The sequence below is a fragment of the Providencia rustigianii DSM 4541 genome (assembly GCF_000156395.1).
GTDB classification, from domain to species: domain Bacteria; phylum Pseudomonadota; class Gammaproteobacteria; order Enterobacterales; family Enterobacteriaceae; genus Providencia; species Providencia rustigianii.
The window spans coordinates 290,274-313,829 of record NZ_GG703818.1; the positions used below are offsets into that span (position 1 = coordinate 290,274).

Below are 23,556 nucleotides of genomic sequence, written 5' to 3' on the forward strand. Positions count from 1 at the left end.
AATCCAGTTTAACGATAAAAAATAATTTTTTTATCCGCTACTATGTTTAACGTTTCCTGCCACGCAGCTAAGGTTAATTGGGCTAATTCCGCCAGCCCCACGTAAAATGGTGAATCGCCTTTTTCCTGCATTTTATTTAAATAGGCAAAGCCCCAAGGCAAAATATGCTGCGCTAATAATTCTGTTAATTTATCTGGGCAATGTTCTGCCACCCAGGCGGTCATCATCAGCAGCAAGCCAAAATGATCTTCCGGTTCATTTTGCGTCAGCTGAATATCTATCTTATTGCGTTGCATCCACTCACGTAATTGCAACGTCGACTCACCAAATAACACATTTTCTTTATCTAACCACACCGAGCCCCAAGGTGGAGATGGCAGCGCATAAGGCCCGATAAATAATCGCTGATAAGCCTCGTCCAAGGTTTCATCATCACGTTGTGCCTTCGTCATTTTCTCAGTAATCGCCTGCTTTTGCTCGACGGAACCGTAGGGCCAATCCTCTACCCACTTCGACGAAATCAATAATTCGATAATATCAGGCACTTGGTCTGGCGCGTAATAAAATGCAGCACCAAGCACTCGCGCAGTTACGTCAATATCATTCAAGGATTGTTCGCTCATAGTGTCTTTGATTCGCTTATTATTAGTGACTTAGCTAATTAATATTATCCTACCAGAAAAAAGGCTTAGCGATATTTTGCTAAGCCTTTAATTCAATCTGGCTTAATTCACGGCCATTCCAACGGTCATATGCAGACCGTAGAACACTCCGCGCCCTACGATTTCACCCACCATCACAAGTAGGAAACCAATACCTAAGTTCAGTATGGATGGATTACGTTTTGCTATCATTGGCATGATCCAGCAACCCAATCCCATCGCCACTGCCACGATTTTAATATCCATTAAGAAACCGTAGTCAGGTACTAAATCTGTGGCTTTTTGTACCGATGTCTCAATACTCGCCAAGTCAAAACCTTGGGAAATAGCGGCTGCCGCGCTGACCAGTAACGCAATCACGCAAATAGCAGGAACGCGGCGAATACACTGTAAATCAAACCCTGCCACACGCAATAACAAGGCAGCTAAAATCGGGCCACCGAGGAATGCGGTTAACACAAAGTTGATCATAGTGTAGTGGTTATTCCAGGTTGGCACGGTCGAGATTTGGTAGACTCGAGACGTTGCCACGACAAAAATAACCGCCAATACCGCCACCACCACCAGCCATAATTTGCCTAGCGCCGCCGGCATCTTGTTTAATACAGCTAATAGCCAATATAAACCGCCCAATGCAAAGAATAGCGCCCCACTGGCAATTTCATTACTCAGCGAAGAAGCACCTAGGCGATTAAAGGCATTAAATGCACGCAGCGGCGTTCCCATGTGCATGGTAGATAACAGAAAACCAATGCCCATTAACACCCATAAACCAAACATGCTGTAATGCACTTTGCGATTAAGATCGACGGATAATTTGCCACAAAATAGCACCGCCGCCATCATCACAAATGCTCCCGCCACACTTTGACCAATGACCGTAAAAAACATCAATGGCCATTCATGAATTCCCGCGCCCATATTAAACTTCCTCCGGGTTAGCCAGATGCCCCGTGGTATCACCGACAGGTTTGCTATTGGCATTCAGTTTTAAAACAATATTCGGATGGGTATATTCCGCTGATGGCAATGGTGCAATTTCCGCTAAATCGCCATATTTAGCGCGTAGCTCTTCAATCGGTGCCATATCCAATGCGCGCAGTGGGCAAGATTCCACACAGATTGGTTTTTTGCCTTCTGCCACGCGCTCATAACAACCATCACATTTGGTCATGTGACCTTTTTCTTGGTCAAATTGAGGTGCACCGTAAGGGCATGCCATGCTGCAATAGCGGCAACCAATACACACTTCCTCATCCACAACCACGAAGCCATCTTCACGTTTATGCATCGCCCCACTTGGGCATACTTTGGCGCAAGCTGGGTCGTCACAGTGGTTACAAGAAATAGACAGATAATAGGCAAAAACATTTTGCCCATAGACACCGTTTTGCTCTGTCCAATCCCCACCTGCATATTCATAAATCCGACGGAAATTCACTTCCGGAGATAAATTTTTAAAGTCTTTGCACGCTAGCTCACAGGTTTTGCAGCCAGTGCAACGGCTTGAGTCGATATAAAAACCATATTGCGTTGACATAACTGACATCCTTAAGCTTTCACAACTTCAACAAGATTAGAATGTGATGGGTTGCCTTTCGCCAATGGCGATGGGCGCTGAGTGGTCAGCACGTTAATACTTCCCCCATGGTCAACACGATTACCATCTGGGTCATACCAAGCACCTTCCCCCATTCCCACCACGCCCGGTAAAATACGTGGCGTCACTTTGACTTTAATTCGTACTTCGCCTCGGTCGTTAAATACACGCACTAAGTCACCCTGTTTTAGGTCGCGCTTAGCCGCATCTTGTGGGTTGATCCAGAGTTCTTGAGGACACGCTGCTTTCAATACATCCACGTTGCCATAAGTTGAGTGGGTTCGTGATTTGTAGTGGAAACCAGTCAGTTGCAATGGATATTTTTCCATCAGTGGGTCGCCATGGTGTTCAAAGCCCATCGCGTAAATTGGCAGCGGATGGATCACATCCCCTTCATTTAATTCCCACGTGTCTTGCAACTCCGCTAATTGCGCCGAATAGATCTCAATTTTACCGGATGGTGTGGTTAATGGGTTCGCAACAGGGTCTTCACGGAAACTCTTATAGGCGACATGGTGTCCGTTAGGGTCACGTTTTTTGAAAATACCTTGAGCGCGGAACTCTTCAAATGTTGGCAGCTCCGGTAATGCTTCGCGAGATTGCTCATACAAATGACGTAGCCACTCTTCTTGGGTCCGGTTTTCAGTAAACTGCTCACCAACCCCCATGCGTTTAGCAATTTCGCTGGTCATTTCATAAATATTGCGGCTTTCAAAACGCGGTTTAATGACTTGATCTGCAAAAATCACATAGGACATATTCCCCGCTGAAGCATCCAAGCAGAAATCCATTTGCTCAGAAGCTGTGCAGTCTGGCAGTAGAATATCCGCATATTTTGCTGATGCGGTCATGTGGTTATCAATTACCACAATCATTTCACACTTCGATTCATCTTGAAGAATGTCGTGGGTACGGTTAATTTCTGAATGTTGGTTAACTAAGCAGTTACCCGCGTAGTTCCAGATCATTTTGATTGGTACATCCAGTTTATCTTTACCACGTACACCATCGCGGGTTGCGGTCATTTCAGGGCCACGCAAAATAGCGTCGGTCCACATAAACATAGAGATACTCGTTTGCACTGGGTTAGTTAAGGTCGGCATCCGCACAAATGGAATACTGTATGAACCTTCACGCGCCCCAGTGTTACCGCCACTAATACCAATATTGCCCGTTAAAATAGCGAGCATGGAGATAGCACGGGACGTTAACTCACCGTTAGAACGGCGCTGAGGCCCCCAGCCTTGTACGATATAAGCGGGTTTTGCCGTCCCAATTTCGCGAGCGAGTTTAACGATACGATCCGCAGGGATACCCGTAATCGTCGCCGCCCATTCCGGTGTTTTCGCTTGCCCATCGGGTCCATCACCTAAAATATACGCTTTATAGTGCGCATTTTTTGGTGCCCCAGCTGGCATCGTGGTTTCATCGTAACCTACGCAATATTTGTCGAGAAATGGCTTGTCGACGAGGTTTTCAGTGATCATCACATAAGCAATGGCGTTCACTAGCGCAGCATCGGTACCCGGACGGATTGGGATCCATTCATCTTCACGCCCAGCCCCTGTATCCGTGTAGCGAGGATCGATGATAATCATCTTCGCGTTAGATTTTTCACGTGCTTGTTCGACATAATAAGTTACCCCGCCGCCACTCATGCGTGTTTCACCGGGGTTATTACCGAACATCACCACTAATTTTGAATTTTCGATATCTGATGGGCTGTTACCATCCGCCCAGCCACCAAAGGTGTAATTCAAGCCTGCGGCAATTTGCGCGGTGCTGTAATCTCCATAATGGTTTAAGTAACCGCCACAACAGTTCATCAGGCGAGCAATCAAGGTTGCGCCCGGTGGCCATGATCTTGTCATTGTGCCACCCAGAGTACCCGTACCATAGTTTAGGTAGATTGACTCGTTACCATACTCTTTGATGATGCGTTTCATGTTGTCAGCAATGGCATCATAAGCCTCTTCCCAACTGATCCGCTTGAATTTACCTTCACCACGTTTGCCTACGCGCATCATTGGATAGCGCAGACGGTCTGGGTTATAAACGCGACGGCGCATGGAGCGACCCCGTAAGCACGCCCGTACTTGGTGTAGTCCGTCGTAAACGTCATCGCCGGTATTATCGGTTTCGACATATTTGATTTCACCATCAACCACATGCATGCGTAACGGGCAACGGCTACCGCAGTTAACGGTGCATGCACTCCAAACCACTTTTTCATCCCCTGCCGGGGCAGCTGTTTTTTGCTCGGTCTCCGCTGAGGCGCTGAACGGGAGAGAAAATCCTCCAGCCGCCGCAGCTAAACCCGTTATTGTTCCGGCTTTAACAAATCCACGACGGGTTAGAGGAGCAAAAACAGCGGCTTTCTCTTTGATATTGGCCATATATAACTCGCTCACTTAGATTGCTTAAAAGGGTATGACGTCTGTTCGCTATAATTATTTGAATGTAGGCACGCAACCTGCGTGCGATTAGCGATAAAACTACGAGCCACAAAAGTGGCAGTAATTAAAATTTTGATTTAATCAATATACCAATCACAAGAATTGAGGAGTTGTTTTAGGTCAAGAAAGTTATGGCTTATTAAGCGAATGAGATTTATTATCCAATTGATTTTATAAGTAATTTTTAGACTTACGTTATATACTCGAATACATAAATAAGCGTTTTATACAAAAAATACTACTGATGGTTGTAGCGGGATGAATAAATTACTTTAGTTTTCTTATTCCATATTAGTTATTTCTATTCCAGAAAAATAAGATTCAGAGATCATAAAAAAGGCTTTATTTTTGATGGAAAAAATTTATTCCTCAAAAATAAAGCCAAGTCATCAAATTTAAATGTCATTTTGTTTAAGGATGTCGAACCTCTTAAATCAGCCAGAAATAGTTATCTTAACGTTTTCCTATTTCTGGCGATTATTCTCTGGTGCTGGTGATATTTAAACGGTTACACCACCATAGGCGCGATAATGAAACCGAATGCGACTCCAGCAATAATTCCGCCTAATCCCGGCAACATAAACGGATGATTTAAAATATATTTCCCTACCCTAGTTGAACCTGTTGAGTCAAACTCCATGGCAGCCAATGAGGTTGGATAGGTCGGTAAAACGAATACCCCCGTAACCGCAACAAATGATGCAAGTATCGCCCATGTTGGTACATCCAATGCGATGGCTAAAGGAATAATGAGTGGCGTGGTGGCCCCTTGGGAATAAAGTAATGCACAGGTAAAGAATAAAACTAATGAGAGTAAAATAGGATAGGAAGAAAGAACATTTCCTGCGATCTCTTTTATTTGTACCATATGAGCATCAACAAATGTGGTACCTAACGTGACAATACCTAATATGACGGCCAGTGAACTCATTCCAGAGCGGAAAGTCGACGCTAACACAATCGAGTTCGGTGATGTCTTACAGAAAACTACCATTAAACAAGCCGCACTCAACATGCAGATAATAATGATGTCTCGCGTCCCCATTGGTTTTCCAATATCAAAACCAGGACGTAATTGAGGGAATGCCGCCAGAATAACAATACCGATAGTTGCAATAATAAATAAGATGACAGAGAATTTTTCTTTTGGTGTGCTTTCCCCTTTTTTCTCTTCATATTTATGGATTAAACCTTTCTGTAAACGGTCTAAATAAACTTCATCATCCTCTAATTCACAACCTTGACGTGACGCAATGAATGCCGCAACCATTGCCGCGACAAAAGAGGCTGGTAAGCATACAGACATCACGGTAATAAATGTGACGCCATTGCCTTCCATGATGGTGAGCATTGCTGCCATTGCGGCACTAATTGGTGAACCTGAAATTGCAATCTGCGATGCCACAACTGAGCCAGCCAGTGTTCTTGACGGTCTAACACCAGAGTCTTTCGCAATCTCGGCAATAACGGGAAGCATGGAGAACACGATAAAGCCTGTTCCCGCCATAATGGTCATTACCCACGTTGTAATCGGCGCAATGATATTGATATATTTTGGATTTTTCCTCATAAATGTACCCGCAAGGCGTACGAGGTAATCCATTCCTCCCGCCGCTTGTAATGCGGAAGCGGCGACAACAACAGTCATGATGATTAAAATAACATCAACCGGGGGAGAGCCTATTGGTAAACCAAATCCGATGGTTAAAATCGCTAATCCTAATCCACCACATAAACCGATACCGATTCCTCCCATTCGTATCCCGAAGAAAATCGCCCCTAATACAACAATGATTTCTAGAAAAACCATAATCGTCTCCAATAGACAATATTTTGTCATTAGTAATATGAGAATTTATTTTTTGTATTAATTTAGTTTTTAAATAATTATTGTTATTTTTAATTTATTTTACCGATTCTTTTTTTATACCAATTAATACCCGCCCGAACTAATGCGCCTGTTGAGTCGATATATTTATCAGGATGAGATTTAACTTCATTAGAAAGAATGACTGGAACTTCAGTACACCCTAAAACAATAATTTCAGCACCATTTGAAAATAAAATATCTGCTTGTTTTTTCATAATGTCTTCTGCTAAAGAAAATTCACCTGATTTTAATAAATAAATACTTTTCATTATCATTTTTTGGTTTTCATTATCAGGTTTAATACAAATCAAACCTTGATCTTCAATACTCTGCTGATACAGCCCCATATGCATGGTGGCATCAGTAGCTAATAAACCAATTTTATTTTTCTGTGTAGAAATAACTTCATTCATTGTCGCTTCAATAATACTTAATATTTCTACATGGCATGATTTCTTAAGCTCATCAAACCAAAAATGAGCGGTATTACAAGGAATAACGATGCATTCTGCGCCTGCAACTTCAAGTCTTTGAAGATAGTCCTCCATCAATGGAAGCGGTGAAACCCCATGATTGAGTAGTGCCTCTGTACGGTCTGGAATATCTGGGATAGATGATATTATTAATGGAATGTGTTCCTGATCCTTATTTGCATGATTAAAAGTAACAAATTTATTAAATAAATCGACAGTTGCCGCGGGTCCCATTCCACCTAGAACACCAATCAAACCTTTCATAATTAAAACTCCCAATATTTTATATCTTAATTCTTTGATTGAAATACTTGAATATTTCAAATGAACTTAATTATTAATTTGTTCAATGAATTAAAGCATGAATAAGATTTATCAGTATTCTGAGCGTAAGAGAAATGCAAGTATGTATAGGCTGATGCAAAAAGTGCATAGCAAATTTATTGGTTATTTCGATTTACTTCATTAAACTCGTGGTTAATAACTAATATTTATCACTTTTTATCAAAATAAAAAATAGAGTTTGATTTTTATTAATGTTTGAAACGTTATCGGCATGCATAATACGAATAATAGTGCCACAATAAATATTGAATAGTGTAACTAATAATTAACGTTAAACATCATTGTTATTATCTTTCCGTTTTATGTCATTTTAAGGCCAAGCAAATGAAAAATATTGAAACTAAGTGGCTGTATGACTTTTTAACGCTAGAATCTTGTCGCCACTTTTCTCATGCAGCAGAACAAAGAAATCTATCTCAGCCCGCATTTAGCCGACGAATTAAAGCGTTAGAAGAAGCAATCGGCGTAGAGTTATTCGATAGAACAACATCACCCTTACAGCTTTCTGAAGAAGGTAAAATATTTCATTCACAAGCTCGCAGCCTTTTGCAGCAATTGGAGTGCAACCTTAATGAGCTGTCAGGGCATAATATTTTGAGCCTACCGAATATCAAAATTGCCGCAGCACATTCATTATCGTTAGCTCTGCTACCCAAATTAGTGCATTCATTGTCTGATTATGGTGGGGAGTTTGTTTATCATGTGGAAGCCATCGATGTCGTGCAAGTGGTCAACACACTAAGGGAGGGTAAGAGTGATTTTATTATCTCTTTCTATGACGAAGATTTAATGCAATCTCCTTTTTGCTGCTTAAACGTATTTGAATCCGAGCTATACCCCATTTGTGCGACAGATAAAAATGGAAAGCCCCTTTTTGATATTTACCAGCCCGAAGTTCCGTTATTGAATTATACCAGCGCCTCATATATGGGAAGGTTGGTCAATCGTCGGTTAAGTGAATTTGGAGCCATCAGTTCTAAAACTCTGTTTATGTCTTCAATGAGTGAGTTATTGAAAAACATGGCATTAGATGGGCATGGTATTGCTTGGTTACCCATTTATTCTGTTATCAACGAATTGAAAGAGAAGAAACTAGCCTGTTTGAATACCCCTGAACTGACAATTCCTATCCAAGTTTATATTTATCGCATGAATACGCGATTAAATAAAACCGCAGAAGATTTTTGGCGGATCTTAAAGAAAAATATACCCGAAGATTTAAAGCATCTATAGCAGGTAAGATAGGCAACTAGTGATAGGATGGAAATGCAAAGATTTTGCCGCCAGCACAACGCTAACGGCAGAATATTGGAAGCAATTATTTGATAGATTTTAACTGCTTGAGCGTATCATCGACATCAATTTCGTCTTCGGTAAAAGTCAGCGTCGTGCCATGAAGCGTCTCGATAATTAATTTTTTCAGTGTACGCATTTGACCCGGCTTAATGTCAGATTTAGGTTTGATACTGTTCATCAAGGCGCCAATAGACAGCACCGTATTTTCTTTATCAATACGGGTATCTGCGGGTACATCTTCATAATAAATACGGAAGGATTTTATCGCAGTCAGTTTAATGCGCTCGCCTGCAATATAAATATATTTGCTTTCCGGTATGACTTTAACGGCATAGGCAGACAAACCTTTGGTATTGGTAGTCGGTTCGAAAGTCACCGCCGCATCTTTCTTGATCAGATCAGGATTGGAGACCTTAATCACATGAAAATAACGGTTATCCCCATTTTCATCTTTGATAAAGCCAAAACCTTTCTCTTCAAACCACGTTGTGATTATTCCGTTCATCGTTATTACCGCCTACTTAATATTTACTCAGTGTTCACAGCGCGCAGTATAAAACACAATGCTTGTACAGACCACGCCTTTGGTTTAAGTCTAGATGATAATTTTTTGGTGCGTGAATAGTGGGTTCGCTAGTCTGCTTAAAATTGGTTATCATCCAGCCTCACTCTTCGTCCGGATAGCCCGATGTCTACCATTATTGATACCTTTATTGCCCCATTTTGCCATGATCCGATTGAGTATCTCTATCAGGATGACCACCTGATATTAATCAATAAGCCCTCGGGGCTACTTAGCCTGTCGGGAAAAAATCCCCAAAATTTGGATTCAGTGCATCATCGTATGGTCAAAATTTTTCCTGAATGTACGCTGGTTCATCGTCTCGATTTTGGGACATCAGGATTGATGGTGGTGGCTCGCAATAAAGCCATTAATGCCGCCCTTTGCCACCAATTCAGCCAACGCACTGTAGGCAAAATGTATAGTGCGCTACTTTGTGGGCATTTGGATGATGATGAAGGTGTGATTGATGCACCGATAGCTAAAGATCCCGCGCTGTTCCCGCTCATGTCGATTAGTGCAATTAATGGCAAGCCCGCTCGCTCCCACTATCGGGTTATTGAACGTTTTTATCGAGAGTTGGATGATGGGGGGCAGTTACCGTTAACTCGGGTGCAACTTACGCCAGAAACGGGGCGGACTCACCAACTCCGTATTCATTGCCAGCTGTTAGGGCACCCGATTTTGGGCTGTGATTTATATGGTGGTCGCCTGTTATTAGGAACCGAACAGACTCCGCGATTGATGTTACATGCCTGCGAACTGGATTTTATCCATCCGGTCACCGGTGAACCGCTCAATACCCATAATGCCAGCCCGTTCTAAGCGGATATTATTGCGAATTACCACATCAAATCATCAGGGATTTTAAAGTCTGCGTATGGGTCGTCTTCGTCTTGCGCTTCCTGACTCAATGCATTATTTAATACGATATAGCTCTCATCACGCTGAGCAATTTTGTCGGCAACAACCGCAGGGATAATCGCGTATTCATTCACTTCTGGGTTGTCCGTTAATAAACGCGCGATGGCGAGACGCCCACTAATGAGCTGAGCTTGAGTGGTTTTATCCACAGAGACGTTTTTAATGAGATTATTATCAGTGAAGTTAAAACTGATATCGCCTCTTGCGATATGAATTCTATTCATTTCAATTAGCTGCTTCACTTGTGCTTTTGCTTCTTTCGATAACACCGCTTGTTTTTGTTGTTCGCTTAGCTGCTTATCGCGCTCAAGCTGTGCTTTTTTGTTTTCTTCTACGGCTTCTCTAGCTTCTCGAGCCTGAACTCGTGATTTTTTTGCTGTTCTTTGGACTTTCGCCATTTTTTTGCTGGTGACGAGTCCCGCTTGGAGCATCTGCTCTTGTAAGGTAAGTTTTGCCATATTGGTTTTAAGCCCATTGAATAAGATTTGAGGGATTATACCTGTTATTTCAGCGGGAGTGTTAGGGAATGGGGAGCAAAGGCTCTGACTGTCCCCATATCGCCAATATCCAAGTGACATTAAGTCATGGGCTATTTCTATACGTAAAAAAGAGATTATTGATATTCCACCTTGAGCCTTCCTATTGCCGTGAATGCCCCAAACTCGATCTTTTTCCCTTCATCCAAAACCGGAGATACACTCAGTAATGGCTTGTTAGAATAGGTAAAATTACGGTACTCATTAGGGGATAATAACTTATTATCTGCTTGAATTTTTAAACCTAATTTTGGATTTGATGTCTTCACTAAAGTGGCATCAAAATCTGAAATATCACTCTCAAACTTGAGTTTTAAATTTGGGTTACTCGATGTATTACCACCGCAGTCTATAGCGTAATGAATATCTCTGGTATACCTTTCGCTGGTGAAACCATTCAAGTTCATTTCACCAAATGAAACCTCAATAGGGTTACCAGGTCCGTCATTACCATAAATATCACAGGTACTTTCAATCACATCAACTTTAATCGTCAATGAATACGTTTCTGCAAAACAAAAACCACTAAAAAAAATAATCAACGTGTTAATAAATACTGTAAATAATAAAAAGACTCTTTTTTTATTATTTTAATAAAAATCATCATAGCGATTCATACTCCAATCGTTATAGTCAATAAGCTGCGTTTTAATTAATCACAATCGATAGAACGACATTTCCAACCCTCGAACCAGGCTCAGGATTCCCCAATGCAGATAATGTTGAATTAACGGAGAATGCTAAATGGGTATTTTTCTTTATCTCGGCTTGAACCACATTATTCGACATGCACTTTCCTGAAACACACACATCCAATTGGCTTTTGACACCTTGTGATAAATCAACTTCATTTTCAGGTAAAAATTGAAATGTCGCACTCATGTCCCCAGTACATGTGATATCACCATTAACCTTGGCAATATTACCGTTCACATTATTTGCATTCACTTCACCGTGAGATAGGGTTAATGGCATAAATATATCGCAAGAAGGCAATACCGGAATTTCTGGAACATGGATTGAACACGTTGTGCCCACTTCTTTCTCATTTATAAATATTCGTAAACACATATCTGCATAACCCGACGAAGAGACTTGAGTAGCAAATACGTTTATATAACCAACGGCAAATCGTCCATATTTCACACCAAAATCAAGAAGTGTATCATTGCAATGCTTTGAAGAATTTCGTGTGACCGTATACGACTTCACTACTCCTAAAGCATATATATTACTAAAACCATCTAAAAGATAAGAGAATGGAGATGCCATCGTTTGAAATGTACCTATTGACGTCTTAGCTGTTACAATAACTTTAATATTACACTCTGGATTGGTACTATTTCTAATATCATCGGGGATATATAAAAAATAAGGCCCTACTGTTTCCGGAATTGTAGAATACGCACCATTAACAAGTGGATGCTTTATACTAGTGGTATAAATACTATTCGGGTTTAATGGGTTTGCACTCACATTAAAATTAATTATAAATAATAGAGTCAGTATAATTAATTTTATAAAAAAAATATTTTTGTTTCTTAGCATTACGCTATTACCTATTCATTTTTATCAATCAGTATATTTAAATACGATGGAATTAATCATATAGCATTTCAAATGCAATCAATGCAGAGAAAGCACCGGGAATAAGTGGGCCAGACGTTCTTATTGCAGAGACATAATATATTAGGCTATTTTGACCCGATGAGATTAACGTAGGATTACTCGCTTTTCCTATTGGCAACATTTGCCCAGCTGAATTGGCGACTTGTAATCCAAAACCATGCGCACCATTAATACGAATAATATTGGCGTTTTCAGGTACGCTTGCTGCTAAAAATTTAACTTTAACCGCGGGTTGTGTGCTACTCCACACTGATTGCCCCGTTTGGAAATTTTGCAGCTCAGTTTGGACTTGTAAGCAATTTAACAACTCAATTTTGAATGGCACAGGTTGCATTGTTCGCTCAGAATGATTCAGCTCACTGAATGAAATATTGCCCAGCGATACCGATTGGTTACTGGACTCCATCGCTAATTCGCATGGGTTTTCAGTTAAAGACCCTGAAACATGAATGACACCATGTTGGCCATCAACCTCCCAGCCATCTGTAGGCCGGAATAAATAACGGTTATCATTGGCAACCGCGGGCAATACGGCAACTAAGCAAAGTGCACCGATGGTATATTCTTGGTACAGCCAGCGATATATAGTTGAGATCATAAAGATATCTCCATTTAGCTTCATTTTGATTTTATTATTTAGTTAATGAGTTTGCTGCAACGGAGCATATTGTATTTTTACAATCAAACGTCAATTTTGGGCGACCACCATAGTCATTGATATAGGTAATGACTGGTGTATTTCCTAACTGTTCACTTGTTATTCCTATATTTTCCTCACCAAACGGTGCGATCATGATGGGATTAAATTCTTTTGCATCCGTATTTGCATGAGCACCAGCATTAATTATTGTGATGTAATAAGGCGTTGAGTTCTTAGCAATAACAAGATTCCCTTTTTTTTCAAGCTGCATTTTTTCTTGCCATGGTGCGCTATTTTGTTGTGGTGCAATGGCAGCCGGACGATAAAATAATTTTATTTTTGTTTGTAATGCAATCTGTAATGTATTTGGTTTATCACTTTTAGGTGGAATTTCACGCATATTAAAATAGAATAAAGATTCTCTATCCTGTGGTAAATTTTTTATACTGGGTAGAGATTCAATTTTCATTTGGCTTGATTTCCCTGGTTCTAATCGTTGAACTGGTGGAAGTACAATTAATGGCGACGTTATTTTTTTACTTTCTTCATTTTCAATCCATCCCTGAGCAAGATATGGAAGCTGTTTATTATTATTATTAATACTTAAAGAAACTGACTTATTTTCCCCATCAAATATAATTCTTGTTCTATCTAATGATACTGCAGCCTCGGATAGGTTAATTAGGGCTAAAGATCCAAAAATACCACTAATTAATATCGTTTTAATATTCATTTGGTTATTACCTTTATCTATAACTTTTATCTGGTTAAATTCAATAATCTTTGAAAATGAAAATTGATTAAATCTCTTAGCTTTTAATTACTTCATGGCAAGGAAGTAATAAGCTATCTTGGATTTCTCGATTCATTAATTCAGATGGGAAAATAATTTCACAAGACCTATTTTTACCCCATGAGACATTCATAACTTCGGAGGAATGAACACCACTAATATAGGTATTACCTAAATCACCAACAATCCCAACATTTTGTTTTTTGTGATTTGTTACCTGAGCACCCAATGGTGGATGAGAGCCATCACTTAATGCAATTACGGTCATTATTTTTTGACCTGAAATAACGGAAAATGAACGATAGCCTACCGCTCCCTCTGTTAATGTTGCTTGAACAACTGACTGCTGGGCATCAACATCATCAGGCAGCTTATTTAAATCAATTTGAGCCTTATTACGATAATAGCTACTGACATCGGAAATAACCGCTTTCCCAAATCGATTCGATGCGACTGGAGCACCAACACCGCGAATAGCAATATCGGGAACACTATCCGTATCAACAAGTAGGCGAGTTCCACCTAGATTATTCATGCGGTGAGCTACCGCACCTTCTGTCGTTAAAGTAAAGCCACCAGCGGCGGACAAACCAATTGCACTGTATTGATTATTCGTATGACTCGCATTTGCTGACCAACGAGCATTATCACCTTGATGAGTAATAAAGGCACTTGCGGTGCCGCCTTTTCGATTTGCTCCAGCACTGATTTGATAATTTGTTCTATCACCTAATCGATCATAATAAGAAATTCGGTTGGTGGTATCATCGCGGCTTGTATTCATCGAATAGCCAACATTGGCCCCATTACTTAATGGGAAAGATAATGATACATAAGCGCTATCATCTTTAACTCCATTATAAAAATTACGATTAGCAGATACACTGATACTCACATTTTTAATCGAACCGATATCCATATATTTCGATAGCATCAAACTATAATAATCATTGTCCGGTCGATCCCAATATGTCTGATGGTTGTAGTTTAAATATAGCGATAGTCCTATATCGTTGAAATTTTTATTCATTGATATCGTGTACAATTCCTTACTACCGTAATAGCGCTCACCCGTTTTTTGGGCATTCAGAAAATCACTCATACTCATATAGCTACGCTCCGAAAAACGATAGCCTGCAAATTGTATTTGGCTATCGAATTGTTCAAATCGCTTAGAGTAGTTGATGCGATATGAGCCACCACTTAATGTATCTTCGCCCGACAAACGAGCAATAGACTGTGTTACATCAAATGAAAGCGCGCCAAAGGCAAGTAAGTCACGACCAAGACCAATAGATAACGCATTATAATTTTGGCTATTTAAACTACCGCCAATTAAAGACCAACCGTTGCTTATACCCCAAGAGAATTCTCCCGTAATAAAATTTTCCCCTTCACTCTGACGGTCGATATTCGTTGGCTGTCCTAACGCTAATTTATATTGAATTTGTCCAGGTCTTGTCAGATAGGGCAAGTTTGCTGTATCGACCTGAAATTCTTGCACAGAACCATCTTGTTCTTTAACAATGACATCCAACGTTCCCGTTATGGCATCACTTAAATTTTGGATACGAAAAGGTCCTGAAGCAACTTGGGTTTCATGCAATACTCGCCCTTGTTGCATGATAATTACCGTCGCATTACTTTTTGCTATCCCTGTTATTTCCGGAGCATATCCACGTAAGTTCGGCGGCATCATACTCAATTCAGATTGGAGGCTAGCACCAAGAAATCGGAATCCATCAAAAATATTTGAGGCCAGATAGTCTTCACCCAACACTAATTTAGCCTTTAATGCCGACAATGCTCGATAAGCATAAAAACGGTTCCAAGTGAAATCCGTTTGGTTGCTACCTTGTCGACCCGTGGTATGAGTATAACGACTCTGCCAGTCCGCTCTAAACCGCCAAGCGCCCAAATTAATCCCCGTCACTCCATTGCTGTTTACCGAGGAGGAGTCTGAGCCTCCAATGTAGGAGCGTGTTGTATTAGCATTGACATTATAATCAAGAAGTAATGCCGATATTCCATCATCCCAACGGGAAGGCGGATCCCAATTTGGTGAGGTATATTCCATATAAGCTTGAGGAATACTGACATATAACGATGACGTAGCTAAATCCCCTCTCAATAATAATCCGGGTAAGCTATTCTCATTAAGGCACAGCCCATCATGCCACCATGTCAATTTTTTCAATGACTCGGGTGTTAATTCTAATTGATTAACCAATTCAGGGGATAAACAAGGCAAACTATTCTCGGGGTCATGCTCACTTATATAGTAAGGTATCTCGACATCAGAGATCTGTTCATTGTTAACTTTTAACGTAAAATTATAAATACCGGGCATAATATACCCAGCACGAGAGAATTGGTTTAAATCAATGTTATTTTTGTCTTCTAAATCTAAAACGTCAGTATTAAATTCCATATAATTAGTCGCAGTCGCTGCTGACGAAATAAAACCGACCGTTAATCCAAGAATAATACTTAAACATTTTAATTGCGGTGTATAAATAGGTAACGAAGACATAAAAAACATTCCTAAAATCTGTCAATAATTTATTATTTAGTAGTAATCAAGTTTAAAGCGGATCGATGCCTGATATTCCCCAGCACGCAACGGTGTCCTATCTGAAACAATTTTAAATTGGTAATTTAAAATGTTATTTCCAGATTTTATATTTTTAGGAAGTAGTTTTCCCCCTGGGTAAATTGATTCCCCAGCAGAATCCGTTAATGATAATGCAACACCTTGAGCAGAGCCTGACACAGAAAACCAATTACCATTAACTGGCCCCTCAAAGGAAATATCAAAAGTTTTCCACAGTTCCCCAGTATAAGATGTTAGCTTGCAACCAATTAATGTAATAAAAAAATCCTGAGCTTGTCCCTGACCTTGATTCTTTATTAATGAGAGAGGCAAAACTCCCATATCAATAGATTGTTCATAAGATCCCGTATCAATAGCGCATGCGGTATCCATAATGCTACCTTGCATTATGAGATCCATTGAGTTTTTTGCAAAAGAACATCTGGAAAACATTAATATTAAAAAAAATGGTAATAAAAAAATAACTTCTTTTTTCTTTATTCTCATATTATAGCCATTAAGATATACACCACGAGTCTCATTAACTCGTGGTGAAGGAGCATCTTATAAAGGTTTATTTAGTTATATGCTAATGTAAAGTTAGTCACCGCTTGGAATTGGCCTGGTGTAACAGGAAGAGGTTTACTATCTTTATCAACTAATTGTAATCCAATTAATGATGCTTGGAATTTTAATGTATTATTTCCTTCAACATAATTTTGTTTAGCACTAGAGTTAACTTTAATCTGAGCGCCGGATCCATTCATGATCTTTACTGCTGCACCAGTTGCATCGCCCGTGATTTGTAAATAACCCGTATTTGTTCCCGCTTCGGTTCCTTTGAAGGTGACGGCAACTTGATTATCACCTTTGAGATTACAACCTTCTAATTTAATCTGGAAAGGTTGTGCCGATGACTCGCTACCATTATCTAAAGTCACATTAGATACTTGGCCCAATGCAACTTCTTGGTTTTCTTCACCCGGAGCAATAGAACACGGTGCTTCAATAATAGAACCAGAAAATGTTACTGTTCCGCTACCTGCATCAACAGCTAATGCAGATGAACTCATTACGCCAGAAATCAGTGTTGCTAAAATAATCTTTTTCATACTTTCCTCAAACGATAGATATAGATACACATATAAATATTTATATGTGTTTTACATAAATAAATAAATTTATTTAATTTGGTTAATAAAAATAAATCATATCAGACGCTGATATTTTATTTTTTAATATAGTTGCATTATCTGAAGGAGATTTTTGAACTTCAGAAATCACAGTTTTGATTAATCTTTCAAATGGAATATTTAAAGCAACTGTTATATCAAATAACATGTCAATACTAAACTTATTGATTCCACGTTCGTAACGGGACATTTGCTGCTGTGAAATATTTACTTTTTTTGCTAGTTCACATGCGGAAATACCATTTTCTTTTCTAATTTTTCTTATAACTAGTCCACAGTATAAGGAAAATACATTCTCTGATGAATTGTATTTTTTTAAATCTAAATTAATTTTATTCATAATTAATAACTGCATCTCAAATTAACATCTTTAACTTAATTGGTTTTAAGAATAATTGCCTTAAGTGCTTACAATTATAAGGAGTGATTATTTTAAATCAAATGTATGGAAATATGAGACTCCCCCGAAATAGCTATATTTACACTTTTTACAATTCAATTATGTTTTTATATAACAGCACATTATGTAATATTAAAGTTTTTATTCTTTTTAAAGAAATCAGATTTAGACATTAACATTCCAATATTTATATCTATAAAATTAATAAAAACAATATTTTTACCTTAAATTAACATTTTTTAATAATTACTCGTGATCAGTAACAGAAAAACTTGATTTTCATCAAAAAAACACAAATAGAGAGTAATTGAAACATTAAGAAAGAAAGGATAAAACAAAAAAACCAAAATAAATCAAATCATTAAGCCTCACTCTTTTTACAGGTGCAAATCTACAAAAAACTACAATTAAATTCTTGTTATAAATAATGAATCACTGTATTTAAGTGATGTAATTCGCTTATCTTAAAAAATACCATTTCAAATAAAGACATTAGAAATTGAATAAAAAATCTCATTGCACATCAATTTATACCCATATCCTTTGAATGCAACAGCGTCATCCTCCAAAAAATTGATGACGTTATATCTAAGCAACGACTCTAGATAACAGAGGGCAAGTTCAACCATGATAATATCTTTATACAGATAAAATACAGTCTATTGAATATAGATGGGATAATAAATAAGGTTTCTTTTTTCTAATATTAGATGAGTGCTAGAGAGTAAAATAATCAAGAAAAAACGGAGTGAAAACTAAGCTATTCGAGGTGAGTAAAAAATAGTATATAAAGATAGCAAACCAAAGAACCACAATACTCCCAGCGTATTGCGGCTCCTTGATGTACTTCTAGTCGTACATGAAAGTTACACCAATCACAGATTGCACCTTTCCGGCCGTAACTTGCCCTTTCGTTCTAGCATAATTGGTCGTTAAACCTAAATTTACTGCCGATGTTCCGACTCGCCCCAACTGGACATTCTGATTAGCAGAGATCGCCGTTCCATTACGCAATATTTGAATTCCAATTCCTGTTGCCGTATTAGTACCAGAAAGCGTATTCGCAAATATCGAGGTACTGGTATCCGTCGCACCAGATAAGTAATAAGAAATATTTTGATTGGATGCACAATGAATAGAAATAGGGACAGGCTGAGCACTGCCTGGATATTCAGGTAATGTCACCACAACATTACGAGAAGAGACATCGCAGCCACCCGTAGGAACAACCACATCATTATTGGCGTATAAGTTCCATGTAAATGTCGATGTATTGATATTTCCGCCACCGGGGATATCCGAGCCGACTTGGTACATAACCAGCGTCGCAAAATGCGTTCCTTTTTTTAGTACAACACCCCCCGCCGCTGAAACTGGCGTCAGATACAACTGCGTATTCCAAGGCGTAAAACTACCTGAATTGAAATTTTGTTGATGGGTTGCGGAATTTAATGGGAATGGATAGCTAGAACCATAGTACCTTAATGAGCCTGTAAAATTTGTTAAAACACCACCATAAGCAGAACCTCTGGTCATACTCACTAAGTCTTTTCGTCCTGTAGGATCATCGTTCCGACAAGAAATGGATTGCGATAAATCGACAACTAAGTTTTGTCCCGTTTGAACACTGGGTACCAGATTAACGTAGGCATTTGCAGTCGCAGGACTTTGAGTGTAACTCAAGACGTTGCCTGTTGTGTCACGGCAGGTAAATGCAGATGCTGAAGAAATCCCAGCAAAATAAATAAACGCGTTAACCGACAGTAACTTCAACACTTTTTTTATATTCATAACGTAACTCACTGATAAGTGTAGGTGACATCAATAGTCGCTTGTATGCTTCCTTGCGTCGCACCGCCTTTCACCGACAATGCTCTAACCTGTAACGGGAAACTTGTCGATAATGTAGAGTCATTGACCTGTAGTTTTTTCTGAACGCCGTTATTTAAATTGTTACCCGCGGTATCTTGTAATTGCAGTTGGATATTCGTCGCCGTTCCCTGATTTTTGTAATATCCCGTGGTATCCGTCGTTCCTTTGAATGTCGCCGTTACCGCAGATGTTCCAACCGGGCAATTCACTAAATCCAACGTCACCTCATGCCATTGTGAAGCAGCACCTGGAGACACCAAATTAAAGGTATACAGATCCCCTAAATCCACATTCGCGGTTGTTGTCGCTACCGTACAAGGCTTAGCAACCACACTTCCATTAACCGTAACAGTTACATCTGCTGCAAATGTTGACGTGATGGATAACGAGATCAATCCCAATATCAGTGCCGTCCTCATTTTCCATTTCTTATTTATCATGACATCCCCCCGCTTACTGAAATTCAAGAGTAAAAGTTGCGGTTGCACGAATATGCCCAGCCACGACAGGCGTTTTAGAGGCCATTAATCGGGCATTGAAATGTAGCGTATTACTCTTACCAGCCATCAAGGGTGTCCATGAAATATTATTGCTATCTGCATTGAGTACCAGAGGCGTTCGAGCACCATCTAAGATCTGTATTCCCACGCCAGAAGCATTGGCACTACCCGCCTCCAAAGCAAGTAATGACTTATTATTTCCATCTGCAATGCCCACAAAACCGACTTTGACCGCTGTCACCGCTGTCCCACAAGGCGTGAGGTCAATACTAAATGGAACAAGCGGCGTCACTTCGCCGTTAGAATGTAGCTGTTTCACCGCATTTATCAGTAAATCAACAACTTGATTTTGTGATCCCGGGGCAACGGCACAGGTATTATCCTTAATATTGCCTTTAATATTTATCGTACTGTCTGCGGCAAATGCATTTTGACATAGCAGCATAAATGTCAGCATCGTGGCAGAAAAAACGGTTGATTTGTCAGACACTATTCGCTCCTTAGAGGCATTCTGCACGGTACTTACTGAGTATTTCTTGCTGGCTCTGTTCCGGCAAAGTGTAGTTAACATGGCACTGTGCATCAGGACCATCGCCCCAACGAGCAATAAGCTGTCCCGAGAGTGGTAATCCGGTTAAGTAAACTTGACCATCATCCGCAACAATACTGCCGCCGCTGTTCTCTTCTGAGGAAACGACCGCACCAAATGGCACGGGTTTTCCATTTCGCAGCAATGTCATCAATACCTTCACACCGACTTTAGGGTGGAAATCTGCACGGACAACCGCACCACGAGTAGGAACAACACTCACAACCGGATCTTCGAGGTCAACATTATTCGCCAAAGTGTTTGTGTTGAGAGCAATGCGATTTTCACGATACTCGGTGGCATACGGTAAAACCGCATAGCCACGCCAATCTGTCTCTACGCCAGTTTGATTCTCAACTTTGACATGCCCAGCACCCGGTGCTTTGACCAATACCACAGTGTCATTCATCGGCTGACTCAGTGTGACGCCGTTAGCATGCGCTAAAATGCCGCCGCTAAAGCCGTAATAAATTTGGCGGAAGCTATCGGTATAGCTATAACCGACGTTCGCATTACCATATGCCCCACGGTAATTCAACGAGGTATACCCAGTCGCCGAAGACGTCCCTTGCCCACCTCCGGAATACCCAGTTTGTACGCTATAACTTAAATTATTATCTTCTAGCAATGTGCCATACAAACCGGCGGTGTTGGTCATTCGCCCTTTCAGATCATTGGATACGTTGTAGCTAGCACTGGCATTGCGCCAGATAGACTGACTATCTGAACGAAGCCAATGACTAAACGGAATATTCACGTTCAGCGCCAACATTTGGTCATTCGATTCTTGCCAAGAATTCTTAGATAAACTGTAACTTAAGCCCCAGTTAATTCCTTCAATTAGCGTATTAATACCAACCTGTAATTGCTTATCAGATTTACTAGTATTCCAATACGTTTCATGACTTCCCGTCACATATAAAGTGGATTGCTCTCCGATTTGCTGAGTTAAACTCAACTGAACTTTTTCACGCTTGTTGTACGCTAAATTGTAATAATCTGAGAATTTTGGCGTGACATAGATGACACCATCTTGGGTTGCCAAGTTGTATCCATCCATGCGCTTGTAAGTCGTATCCGCAAATGAGTAATACCCTTTTGTGGAATAGCGATAACCAGCAAGCTGAATAATTGTGCCCGTCTCATTCAAAGACTTGTTATATAGGAACCGTATTGATTGCCCTTCATGGTTACTGTCATCTGGCAACTTAGCATTCGCATGAGTAATATCGACAGATAGCGCCCCAAATATGCCAATATTTTTACCGATACCCGCATTAATCGCTTGATAGCGATTTGCCAATTGCGTTCCACCATATAGTGTCCAACCATATGATAAACCACGCATTACTGTACCTTGTAAAAAGGTTGGTTTTTCTTGTTGCCCATTACCCGAACGGTAATCACCCACCGTGACCGCATATTGCGTGTGACCTTCACGTTGTAATAAAGGTACGGATGAATAAGGCACTGTAAAACTTTTGGTTGAACCATCTGCTTCAGTGATCGTGACTTGAAGGTCGCCACTGCTCCCTGCGGCATAGAGATCATTAATAACAAATGGCCCCGGCGGGAAAGTATTACGGTAGATTTCATAACCATTTTGTTTAATGGAAACATCTGCCGTACCTTGTGCCATCCCACGAATAACGGGCGCAAAGCCTCGCTGACTTTCCGGTAACATATTGTCATCCGACGCTAATTGAATACCGCGAAAATTAAAGCTATCAAAAATGTCACCTGGCGTATAACTGTCACCAATCGTTAAACGGGAACGAATCTGATTAATCCCACGTTCAAGATAAGTATTAATATGCTCCCAACGCGTTTCACTGTTCGCACTCCCTGTACTGTGACTCCATGTCGAGTTATCACGTAAGCGCCACGCCCCAAAATTTAATCCACTTTGCAGGTTTAAATAGCTGTAGCTGCTGTTTTTACCATCTTGGTTACGTGCATTACTTCCTGTCAGGCTATAGTTTAAAATTCCAGCTGTAATACCCGAATCCCATAATTCTGGCGGAATAAAATCTCGGACCCTATCCTTCATAAATAATTGAGGAACAGTGATATTTAAACGCTGTAAACCAACATCGAATCTCGCGGTTGAATCGGTGACCAATGAAGTTAAAGGCTCACAAGTATCCTTGGCTAATTTACTGATCTCAGGAATAGCGAGCGTATTTACCCCCATTTTGGCTAACTCACTTTGAGTTACACATGGCGATAATTCTTTATTATTTTCATCAATGACAAAGCGAACATCACGTGTAAACAGATAGCCATCATTAAGATAGACATCCACACGGTAAGTACCTTCTGGAACCTCTTGCCCTTTTTCAAAAGCCGATAAGTCAGCCACTGCGGAAGGGTCGTCGGCCAAAAAGCGCGGATTAAAATACAGCTCAGCCCCTGCCCAAGAGGGATACAGAGATATGCCAATAAAGAATGTCAATGGAATTAAGGGAAAACGCAGATCAAATCTACATCCCAAAAATGATCCTTTTTCCGAAATTAATTGCCTTTTTTCAGATGCCAGATATGACATGATCCCTCCAATCCGATCAATGACGTCTCTCAGTAAACTCTTTGATTCAGAATGATATTTAGCGCTTTATTAAGA

General features: G+C 40.1%; 22 protein-coding genes. 2 read left to right on the plus strand and 20 right to left on the minus strand.

All coding sequences use genetic code 11. The annotated features are described in order from the left end of the window. Positions 1–8: 8 nt before the first annotated feature. The 6 genes from dmsD to cuyB all read right to left on the minus strand — a co-directional run bounded on the left by dmsD (position 9) and on the right by cuyB (position 7,325). Positions 9–623 carry a Tat proofreading chaperone DmsD gene (gene dmsD / locus PROVRUST_RS06405; RefSeq protein WP_006813927.1) on the minus strand — a complete coding sequence of 205 codons (615 nt, stop codon included), beginning with the start codon at positions 621–623 and terminating at the stop codon, positions 9–11. Between the two features lie 102 nt (positions 624–725). Beyond that, positions 726–1,583, minus strand: coding sequence for a DmsC/YnfH family molybdoenzyme membrane anchor subunit (locus PROVRUST_RS06410; RefSeq protein ID WP_006813928.1), 858 nt, complete (start codon positions 1,581–1,583; stop codon positions 726–728). Position 1,584: 1 nt separating this feature from the next. Continuing rightward, the gene (locus PROVRUST_RS06415; protein WP_039854643.1) at positions 1,585–2,202 is read right to left on the minus strand and encodes a DMSO/selenate family reductase complex B subunit; all 618 of its coding nucleotides are present in this window, start codon (positions 2,200–2,202) and stop codon (positions 1,585–1,587) included. Positions 2,203–2,213: 11 nt separating this feature from the next. Then, positions 2,214–4,658, minus strand: coding sequence for a dimethylsulfoxide reductase subunit A (gene dmsA, locus PROVRUST_RS06420; RefSeq protein ID WP_006813931.1), 2,445 nt, complete (start codon positions 4,656–4,658; stop codon positions 2,214–2,216). A gap of 568 nt (positions 4,659–5,226) precedes the next feature. Then, the gene (locus PROVRUST_RS06425; protein ID WP_039854644.1) at positions 5,227–6,528 is read right to left on the minus strand and encodes an anaerobic C4-dicarboxylate transporter; all 1,302 of its coding nucleotides are present in this window, start codon (positions 6,526–6,528) and stop codon (positions 5,227–5,229) included. 89 nt (positions 6,529–6,617) lie between these two features. Then, entirely contained in the window at positions 6,618–7,325 is a 708-nt protein-coding gene (cuyB, locus tag PROVRUST_RS06430) for a cysteate racemase (RefSeq protein WP_006813933.1), read from the minus strand. Positions 7,326–7,730: 405 nt separating this feature from the next. On the opposite strand from cuyB, the gene hypT reads away from it, so the two are divergent. Continuing rightward, a complete protein-coding gene (gene hypT / locus PROVRUST_RS06435; protein WP_006813934.1) occupies positions 7,731–8,639 on the plus strand; it encodes a hypochlorite stress DNA-binding transcriptional regulator HypT in 909 nt (302 codons plus the stop codon). A gap of 85 nt (positions 8,640–8,724) precedes the next feature. Here hypT and PROVRUST_RS06440 read toward each other — a convergent pair whose 3' ends face one another. Continuing rightward, positions 8,725–9,213 carry a cold-shock protein gene (locus PROVRUST_RS06440; protein WP_039854645.1) on the minus strand — a complete coding sequence of 163 codons (489 nt, stop codon included), beginning with the start codon at positions 9,211–9,213 and terminating at the stop codon, positions 8,725–8,727. 177 nt (positions 9,214–9,390) lie between these two features. On the opposite strand from PROVRUST_RS06440, the gene PROVRUST_RS06445 reads away from it, so the two are divergent. Then, complete coding sequence (locus PROVRUST_RS06445) at positions 9,391–10,089, plus strand: RluA family pseudouridine synthase (protein ID WP_006813936.1); 699 nt, start codon at positions 9,391–9,393, stop codon at positions 10,087–10,089. 17 nt (positions 10,090–10,106) lie between these two features. On the opposite strand, the gene PROVRUST_RS06450 is transcribed toward PROVRUST_RS06445, so the two are convergent. The 13 genes from PROVRUST_RS06450 to PROVRUST_RS06510 form a co-directional block, all read right to left on the minus strand. Further along, on the minus strand, positions 10,107–10,646 hold the full coding sequence (locus PROVRUST_RS06450; RefSeq protein WP_039854648.1) for a DUF2058 domain-containing protein: 540 nt from the start codon (positions 10,644–10,646) through the stop codon (positions 10,107–10,109). A 155-nt stretch (positions 10,647–10,801) separates the two neighbouring features. Continuing rightward, positions 10,802–11,221: a fimbrial protein gene (locus tag PROVRUST_RS06455; protein ID WP_248696627.1), complete on the minus strand. Its 420-nt coding sequence runs from the start codon at positions 11,219–11,221 to the stop codon at positions 10,802–10,804. Positions 11,222–11,372: 151 nt separating this feature from the next. Then, a complete protein-coding gene (locus PROVRUST_RS06460; RefSeq protein WP_006813939.1) occupies positions 11,373–12,272 on the minus strand; it encodes an MrpH family fimbial adhesin in 900 nt (299 codons plus the stop codon). A 52-nt stretch (positions 12,273–12,324) separates the two neighbouring features. Further along, positions 12,325–12,951, minus strand: a complete 627-nt coding sequence (locus tag PROVRUST_RS06465; protein WP_039854650.1) for a fimbrial protein — start codon at positions 12,949–12,951, stop codon at positions 12,325–12,327. Positions 12,952–12,985: 34 nt separating this feature from the next. Beyond that, a complete protein-coding gene (locus PROVRUST_RS06470; protein ID WP_006813941.1) occupies positions 12,986–13,726 on the minus strand; it encodes a fimbria/pilus periplasmic chaperone in 741 nt (246 codons plus the stop codon). A gap of 76 nt (positions 13,727–13,802) precedes the next feature. After that, on the minus strand, positions 13,803–16,328 hold the full coding sequence (locus PROVRUST_RS06475; RefSeq protein ID WP_006813942.1) for an outer membrane usher protein: 2,526 nt from the start codon (positions 16,326–16,328) through the stop codon (positions 13,803–13,805). Positions 16,329–16,355: 27 nt separating this feature from the next. Beyond that, positions 16,356–16,886 (minus strand): fimbrial protein, encoded by a 531-nt coding sequence (locus PROVRUST_RS06480; RefSeq protein WP_006813943.1) that lies wholly within the window; start codon positions 16,884–16,886, stop codon positions 16,356–16,358. Between the two features lie 71 nt (positions 16,887–16,957). Continuing rightward, on the minus strand, positions 16,958–17,491 hold the full coding sequence (locus PROVRUST_RS06485) for a fimbrial protein (RefSeq protein ID WP_006813944.1): 534 nt from the start codon (positions 17,489–17,491) through the stop codon (positions 16,958–16,960). An 82-nt stretch (positions 17,492–17,573) separates the two neighbouring features. Further along, on the minus strand, positions 17,574–17,912 hold the full coding sequence (locus PROVRUST_RS06490) for a helix-turn-helix domain-containing protein (RefSeq protein ID WP_039854920.1): 339 nt from the start codon (positions 17,910–17,912) through the stop codon (positions 17,574–17,576). Positions 17,913–18,821: 909 nt separating this feature from the next. Beyond that, positions 18,822–19,757 (minus strand): fimbrial protein, encoded by a 936-nt coding sequence (locus PROVRUST_RS06495; RefSeq protein ID WP_392397986.1) that lies wholly within the window; start codon positions 19,755–19,757, stop codon positions 18,822–18,824. Between the two features lie 14 nt (positions 19,758–19,771). After that, positions 19,772–20,263, minus strand: coding sequence for a type 1 fimbrial minor subunit FimG (gene fimG / locus PROVRUST_RS06500; RefSeq protein ID WP_039854653.1), 492 nt, complete (start codon positions 20,261–20,263; stop codon positions 19,772–19,774). A 34-nt stretch (positions 20,264–20,297) separates the two neighbouring features. Next, positions 20,298–20,801, minus strand: a complete 504-nt coding sequence (gene fimF / locus PROVRUST_RS06505) for a type 1 fimbrial adaptor subunit FimF (protein WP_006813948.1) — start codon at positions 20,799–20,801, stop codon at positions 20,298–20,300. 43 nt (positions 20,802–20,844) lie between these two features. After that, complete coding sequence (locus PROVRUST_RS06510) at positions 20,845–23,481, minus strand: fimbrial biogenesis usher protein (protein ID WP_006813949.1); 2,637 nt, start codon at positions 23,479–23,481, stop codon at positions 20,845–20,847. Positions 23,482–23,556: the final 75 nt, after the last annotated feature.

What these genes read in the sequence shown, in the direction of transcription:
- dmsD (WP_006813927.1), bottom strand. Translation starts at nt 623, where the DNA reads ATGAGCGAACAATCCTTGAATGATATTGACGTAACTGCGCGAGTGCTT.
- PROVRUST_RS06410 (WP_006813928.1), bottom strand. Translation starts at nt 1,583, where the DNA reads ATGGGCGCGGGAATTCATGAATGGCCATTGATGTTTTTTACGGTCATT.
- PROVRUST_RS06415 (WP_039854643.1), bottom strand. Translation starts at nt 2,202, where the DNA reads ATGTCAACGCAATATGGTTTTTATATCGACTCAAGCCGTTGCACTGGC.
- dmsA (WP_006813931.1), bottom strand. Translation starts at nt 4,658, where the DNA reads ATGGCCAATATCAAAGAGAAAGCCGCTGTTTTTGCTCCTCTAACCCGT.
- PROVRUST_RS06425 (WP_039854644.1), bottom strand. Translation starts at nt 6,528, where the DNA reads ATGGTTTTTCTAGAAATCATTGTTGTATTAGGGGCGATTTTCTTCGGG.
- cuyB (WP_006813933.1), bottom strand. Translation starts at nt 7,325, where the DNA reads ATGAAAGGTTTGATTGGTGTTCTAGGTGGAATGGGACCCGCGGCAACT.
- hypT (WP_006813934.1), top strand. Translation starts at nt 7,731, where the DNA reads ATGAAAAATATTGAAACTAAGTGGCTGTATGACTTTTTAACGCTAGAA.
- PROVRUST_RS06445 (WP_006813936.1), top strand. Translation starts at nt 9,391, where the DNA reads ATGTCTACCATTATTGATACCTTTATTGCCCCATTTTGCCATGATCCG.
- PROVRUST_RS06450 (WP_039854648.1), bottom strand. Translation starts at nt 10,646, where the DNA reads ATGGCAAAACTTACCTTACAAGAGCAGATGCTCCAAGCGGGACTCGTC.
- PROVRUST_RS06460 (WP_006813939.1), bottom strand. Translation starts at nt 12,272, where the DNA reads ATGCTAAGAAACAAAAATATTTTTTTTATAAAATTAATTATACTGACT.
- PROVRUST_RS06465 (WP_039854650.1), bottom strand. Translation starts at nt 12,951, where the DNA reads ATGATCTCAACTATATATCGCTGGCTGTACCAAGAATATACCATCGGT.
- PROVRUST_RS06470 (WP_006813941.1), bottom strand. Translation starts at nt 13,726, where the DNA reads ATGAATATTAAAACGATATTAATTAGTGGTATTTTTGGATCTTTAGCC.
- PROVRUST_RS06475 (WP_006813942.1), bottom strand. Translation starts at nt 16,328, where the DNA reads ATGTTTTTTATGTCTTCGTTACCTATTTATACACCGCAATTAAAATGT.
- PROVRUST_RS06480 (WP_006813943.1), bottom strand. Translation starts at nt 16,886, where the DNA reads ATGAGAATAAAGAAAAAAGAAGTTATTTTTTTATTACCATTTTTTTTA.
- PROVRUST_RS06485 (WP_006813944.1), bottom strand. Translation starts at nt 17,491, where the DNA reads ATGAAAAAGATTATTTTAGCAACACTGATTTCTGGCGTAATGAGTTCA.
- PROVRUST_RS06490 (WP_039854920.1), bottom strand. Translation starts at nt 17,912, where the DNA reads ATGAATAAAATTAATTTAGATTTAAAAAAATACAATTCATCAGAGAAT.
- fimG (WP_039854653.1), bottom strand. Translation starts at nt 20,263, where the DNA reads ATGAGGACGGCACTGATATTGGGATTGATCTCGTTATCCATCACGTCA.
- fimF (WP_006813948.1), bottom strand. Translation starts at nt 20,801, where the DNA reads ATGCTGACATTTATGCTGCTATGTCAAAATGCATTTGCCGCAGACAGT.
- PROVRUST_RS06510 (WP_006813949.1), bottom strand. Translation starts at nt 23,481, where the DNA reads ATGTCATATCTGGCATCTGAAAAAAGGCAATTAATTTCGGAAAAAGGA.